General features: G+C 61.0%; 1 protein-coding gene. It reads left to right on the top strand.

What is annotated here, in order from left to right:
• Nucleotides 1-6,419, top strand: a 6,419-nt coding sequence (locus A9971_RS07280; protein WP_404944719.1) for an immunoglobulin-like domain-containing protein, incomplete at both ends; no start/stop codon positions are given.

Genomic DNA, 6,419 nt, shown 5'->3' with positions numbered 1-6,419 from the left:
ATTGCTGCCGGTGCTACCTCGGGCACAGCGACCGTCGCAGCCCCTGCCGATGACGTCTACAAAGACGCCGGCAAGGTCGAGGCAACGATCACCAAAGCCGAGGGTGGCAACTTCGAGCACCTGGAGACCAACCCGACTCCAGCTGTGACTGATGTCACCGATACCATCGACACCAGCACCGTTTCCCTGACTGCCACGCCGAGCGTGGCTGAAGGTGGAACCGTGGTGTACACCGCCTCCGTGACCGCGCCAGTGACCGGTTCGCCAGTGGTCGTCACTCTGTCCAACGGTCAGACCATCACCATCCCGGTGGGTGAGTCGTCTGGCAGCGTGAATTTCACTGCTCCCAACGATGCATTGGCGGGCGGCAGTTCGCTCAGCACCACCATTACCAAAGCCGACGGTGGTAACTACGAGAAACTGGAAATCAGCGACAAGCCTGCTGAAACTTCCGTCACCGATACCCCGGATACAACGACCCTGAGCGTGACCGCCACCGATACCGTGGCCGAGGGTGGCTCCATCGTCTACACCGCCACCCTGACCAATGCCGCGGGTACTCCAGTCACCGTGACCCTCTCCAACGGCGCGGTGATCACCATCGCCGCAGGTGCCACTACCGGCACCACCACCGTGGCCGCTCCGGCGGATGACGTCTACAAGGACGCCGGTAAAGTCGAAGTCACCATCACTAAAGCGGACGGTGGCAACTTCGAGCACCTGGAGACCAATCCGACTCCAGCCGTCACCGATGTCACGGACACCATCGACACCAGCACCGTTTCCCTGACTGCCACGCCGAGCGTGGCTGAGGGTGGCACCGTCGTTTACACCGCCTCGGTGACAGCGCCGGTAACCGGCTCGCCAGTCGTGGTGACCCTGTCCAACGGACAGACCATCACTATTCCAGTGGGCGAAAGCCAGGGCTCGGTGAACTTCACCGCACCAAACGATGCCCTCGCTGGCGGCAGTTCGCTGAGCACGACCATTACCAAAGCCGACGGCGGCAACTACGAGAAGCTGGAAATCAGCGACAAGCCGGCAGAGACCTCGGTTACCGATACCCCGGACACCACCACTCTGAGCCTGAGTGCTACCGAGTCTGTGGCCGAAGGCGGCTCCATCGTCTACACCGCCACCCTGACCAATGCCGCAGGTACTCCGGTCACCGTGACTCTGTCCAACGGCGCAGTGATCACCATCGCCGCAGGCGCCACTACCGGCACCGCCACCGTCGCGGCCCCGGCGGATGACGTCTACAAGGACGCCGGTAAAGTCGAAGTCACCATTACCAAGGCCGAAGGCGGTAACTTCGAGAATCTGGAGACCAATCCAGCTCCAGCAGTCACCGACGTGACTGACACCATCGACACTTCGACGGTCAGTCTGACTGCAACACCAAGCGTCGCCGAAGGCGGCACTGTGGTGTACACCGCCTCCGTGACTGCGCCAGTGACCGGTTCGCCGGTAGTCGTCACTCTGTCCAACGGCCAGACCATCACCATTCCAGTGGGTGAGTCGTCCGCCAGCGTGAACTTCACTGCGCCCAACGATGCTCTGGCTGGCGGCAGCTCCCTGAGCACCACCATCACTAAGGCCGACGGCGGCAACTACGAGAAGCTGGAAATCAGCGACAAGCCAGCCGAGACTTCGGTTACCGATACCCCGGACACCACCACTCTGAGCCTGAGCGCGACCGAGTCCGTGGCTGAAGGCGGTTCCATCGTCTACACCGCCACCCTGACTAATGCCGCAGGTACTCCGGTCACCGTGACCCTCTCCAACGGCGCAGTGATCACCATCGCTGCCGGTGCTACCTCAGGCACAGCGACCGTCGCCGCGCCAGCTGATGACGTCTACAAGGACGCCGGCAAGGTCGAGGCAACGATCACCAAAGCCGAGGGTGGCAACTTCGAGAACCTGGAGACCAACCCGACTCCAGCCGTCACCGATGTCACTGACACCATCGATACCAGCACTGTTTCGCTGACAGCTACCCCTAATGTCGCCGAAGGCGGCACTGTGGTTTACACCGCGTCGGTCACCGCCCCCGTGACTGGTTCCCCGGTCGTAGTGACTCTGTCTAATGGCCAGACCATCACCATTCCAGTGGGCGAGTCGTCCGCCAGCGTCAACTTCACCGCGCCAAACGATGCGTTGGCGGGCGGTAGCTCCCTGAGCACCACCATCACCAAGGCGGATGGCGGTAACTACGAGAAGCTGGAAATCAGCGACAAGCCGGCTGAAACCTCGGTCACCGATACTCCTGACACTACAACTCTGAGCCTCTCGGCTACTGAGTCCGTGGCCGAAGGCGGCTCCATCGTCTACACCGCCACATTGACCAATGCAGCTGGCACTCCGGTCACTGTGACCCTGAGCAATGGCGCGGTAATCACCATCGCCGCCGGTGCCACTTCCGGTACTGCCACCGTCGCCGCTCCGGCTGACGATGTGTACAAAGACGCCGGTAAAGTCGAAGCCACCATTACCAAGGCCGAAGGCGGTAACTTCGAGAATCTGGAGACCAATCCAGCCCCGGCGGTGACTGATGTCACTGACACGATCGATACGTCGACTGTCAGTCTGACCGCAACACCAAGCGTGGCTGAGGGTGGCATTGTTGTTTACACCGCGTCGGTGACCGCGCCAGTAACCGGCTCGCCGGTCGTGGTCACTCTGTCCAACGGACAGATCATCACCATTCCGGTGGGCGAGTCGTCCGCCAGCGTCAACTTCACCGCGCCAAACGACGCTCTGGCTGGGGGCAGTTCGCTCAGCACGACCATTACCAAAGCCGACGGTGGCAACTACGAAAAACTGGAAGTCAGCGACAAGCCGGCTGAAACCTCGGTAACTGACACACCAGACACTACAACCCTGAGCCTCTCGGCTACTGAGTCTGTGGCTGAAGGTGGTTCGATCATCTACACCGCCACATTGACCAATGCCGCTGGTACTCCAGTCACCGTGACCCTGAGCAACGGCGCAGTGATCACCATCGCTGCCGGTGCTACCTCGGGTACCGCGACCGTCGCCGCGCCAGCTGATGATGTCTACAAAGACGCTGGTAAAGTCGAAGCCACCATCACTAAAGCCGAAGGCGGTAACTTCGAGAACCTGGAGACCAATCCAGCCCCGGCAGTCACCGACGTCACAGACACGATCGATACGTCGACGGTCAGTCTGACCGCAACACCAAGCGTGGCTGAGGGTGGCATTGTTGTTTACACCGCGTCGGTCACTGCTCCGGTAACCGGCTCGCCAGTGGTGGTGACCCTGTCCAACGGACAGACCATCACCATTCCAGTGGGTGAATCGTCCGGCAGCGTGAACTTCACCGCACCCAACGATGCGTTGGCGGGCGGTAGCTCCCTGAGCACCACCATCACTAAGGCCGACGGCGGCAACTACGAAAAACTGGAAGTCAGCGACAAGCCCGCTGAAACCTCCGTCACCGATACCCCGGACACCACCACTCTGAGCCTGAGCGCTACCGAGTCCGTGGCCGAAGGCGGTTCGATTGTCTACACCGCCACTCTGACCAACGCAGCCGGCACCCCAGTAACCGTGACTCTGTCCAACGGCGCAGTGATCACCATTGCTGCCGGTGCTACCTCGGGCACAGCGACCGTCGCAGCCCCTGCCGATGACGTCTACAAAGACGCCGGCAAAGTCGAAGCCACCATTACCAAGGCCGAAGGCGGTAACTTCGAGAATCTGGAGACCAATCCAGCCCCGGCGGTAACTGATGTCACTGACACTATCGACATCAGCACTGTTTCCCTGACTGCTACGCCGAGCGTGGCTGAAGGCGGAACCGTGGTTTACACCGCCTCCGTGACCGCACCAGTAACCGGCTCGCCGGTCGTAGTGACCCTGTCCAACGGCCAGACCATTACCATTCCGGTGGGTGAGTCGTCCGCCAGCGTCAACTTCACCGCGCCAAACGATGCCCTCGCTGGCGGCAGCTCCCTGAGCACCACCATCACCAAGGCGGATGGCGGTAACTACGAGAAGTTGGAAATCAGCGACAAGCCAGCCGAGACTTCGGTTACCGATACCCCTGACACCACCACTCTGAGCCTGAGCGCTACCGAGTCCGTGGCCGAAGGCGGTTCGATTGTCTACACCGCCACATTGACCAATGCTGCCGGTACTCCGGTCACCGTGACCTTGAGTAACGGTGCCGTGATCACTATTGCTGCCGGTGCCACCACGGGTACCACCACCGTGGCCGCACCTGCCGATGACGTCTACAAGGACGCCGGTAAAGTCGAAGCCACTATTACCAAGGCCGAAGGCGGCAACTTCGAGAACCTGGAGACCAATCCAGCGCCAGCGGTGACTGATGTCACTGACACCATCGACACTTCGACTGTCAGTCTGACTGCAACACCAAGCGTGGCTGAGGGTGGCATTGTTGTTTACACCGCGTCGGTCACTGCTCCAGTAACCGGCTCGCCAGTCGTGGTGACCCTGTCCAACGGCCAGACCATCACCATCCCGGTGGGTGAGTCGTCCGCCAGCGTGAACTTCACCGCACCCAACGATGCCCTCGCTGGCGGCAGCTCCCTGAGCACTACCATCACCAAGGCGGATGGCGGTAACTACGAGAAGTTGGAAATCAGCGACAAGCCAGCCGAGACTTCGGTTACCGATACCCCTGACACCACCACTCTGAGCCTGAGCGCTACCGAGTCCGTGGCCGAAGGTGGTTCGATTGTCTACACCGCGACCCTGACTAATGCCGCTGGTACTCCAGTCACCGTGACCCTGAGCAACGGCGCAGTGATCACCATCGCCGCAGGCGCCACTACCGGCACCACCACCGTCGCGGCCCCGGCGGATGATGTCTACAAAGACGCCAGCAAGGTCGAAGCCACCATTACCAAGGCCGAAGGCGGTAACTTCGAGAACCTGGAGACCAATCCAGCGCCAGCGGTGACTGATGTCACTGACACCATCGACACTTCGACTGTCAGTCTGACTGCAACACCAAGCGTCGCCGAAGGCGGCACTGTGGTGTACACCGCCTCCGTGACTGCGCCAGTGACCGGTTCGCCGGTAGTCGTCACTCTGTCCAACGGCCAGACCATCACCATTCCAGTAGGCGAAAGCCAGGGCTCGGTGAACTTCACCGCACCCAACGATGCGTTGGCTGGTGGTAGTTCCCTGAGCACCACCATCACCAAGGCGGACGGCGGTAACTACGAGAAGCTGGAGGTCAGCGACAAGCCCGCTGAAACCTCGGTAACTGACACACCAGACACTACCACCCTGAGCCTCTCGGCTACTGAGTCCGTGGCCGAAGGCGGTTCGATTGTCTACACCGCCACATTGACCAATGCTGCCGGTACTCCGGTCACCGTGACCTTGAGTAACGGTGCCGTGATCACTATTGCTGCCGGTGCTACCTCGGGCACAGCGACCGTCGCAGCCCCTGCCGATGACGTCTACAAAGACGCCGGCAAGGTCGAGGCAACGATCACCAAAGCCGAGGGTGGCAACTTCGAGCACCTGGAGACCAACCCGACTCCAGCTGTGACTGATGTCACCGATACCATCGACACCAGCACCGTTTCCCTGACTGCCACGCCGAGCGTGGCTGAAGGTGGAACCGTGGTGTACACCGCCTCCGTGACTGCTCCAGTAACCGGCTCGCCAGTCGTGGTGACCCTGTCCAACGGCCAGACCATCACCATCCCGGTGGGTGAGTCGTCCGCCAGCGTGAACTTCACCGCACCCAACGATGCGTTGGCGGGCGGTAGCTCCCTGAGCACCACTATCACCAAAGCGGACGGCGGTAACTACGAGAAGTTGGAAGTCAGCGACAAGCCGGCAGAGACCTCGGTTACCGATACTCCAGACACTACAACCCTGAGCCTCTCGGCTACTGAGTCCGTGACCGAAGGTGGTTCGATTGTCTACACCGCGACCCTGACCAATGCTGCGGGTACGCCTGTTACTGTCACGCTCTCTAACGGCGCGGTGATTACTATCGCCGCCGGCGCCACCACGGGTACCACCACCGTGGCCGCACCTGCCGATGACGTCTACAAGGACGCCGGTAAAGTCGAAGCCACCATCACTAAAGCCGAAGGCGGTAACTTCGAGAACCTGGAGACCAATCCAGCGCCAGCAGTCACCGACGTGACTGACACCATCGACAACTCCACCGTGTCGCTCAAGGCCACGCCTTCGGCGGCCGAAGGTGGCAACGTCACCTACACCGCTACCGTCACTGCTCCAGTGACCGGCTCACCTGTAGTCGTGACCCTGGCCAATGGCGAGAAGATCACCATCCCGGTCGGCGAAACCACCGGCTCGGTAAGCATCAGCGCGCCGAACGATGTACTGGTCGGCCATACCCCGCTGACCAACTCCATCACCAATGTCAGCGGTGGTAACTACGAGAA

Source organism: Pseudomonas sp. UME65 (genome assembly GCF_014170225.1).
GTDB classification, from domain to species: domain Bacteria; phylum Pseudomonadota; class Gammaproteobacteria; order Pseudomonadales; family Pseudomonadaceae; genus Aquipseudomonas; species Aquipseudomonas protegens.
The sequence above is the reverse complement of the archived record's forward strand: the minus strand, read 5'-3'. Positions and strand labels throughout refer to the sequence as shown.